At 53.6% G+C, this 306-nt stretch carries 1 rRNA gene; it reads right to left on the bottom strand.

Annotated features, from left to right (window positions below):
* Window positions 1-306 (bottom strand): 16S ribosomal RNA (locus CDA10_RS16735); the annotation flags it as partial.

Raw genomic sequence — 306 nt, 5'->3', positions numbered from 1 at the left:
GGCCGTGTCTCAGTCCCAGTGTGGCGGATCATCCTCTCAGACCCGCTACAGATCGTCGCCTTGGTAGGCCTTTACCCCACCAACTAGCTAATCCGACTTAGGCTCATCTATTAACGCAAGGTCCGAAGATCCCCTGCTTTCCCCCGTAGGGCGTATGCGGTATTAGCATCCCTTTCGAGATGTTGTCCCCCATTAATAGGTAGATTCCTAAGTATTACTCACCCGTCCGCCGCTAAGTGATAGTGCAAGCACCATCACTCCGCTCGACTTGCATGTGTTAAGCCTGCCGCCAGCGTTCAATCTGAG

Source organism: Acinetobacter piscicola (assembly GCF_002233755.1).
Lineage (GTDB): Bacteria > Pseudomonadota > Gammaproteobacteria > Pseudomonadales > Moraxellaceae > Acinetobacter > Acinetobacter piscicola.
The sequence above is the reverse complement of the archived record's forward strand: the minus strand, read 5'-3'. Positions and strand labels throughout refer to the sequence as shown.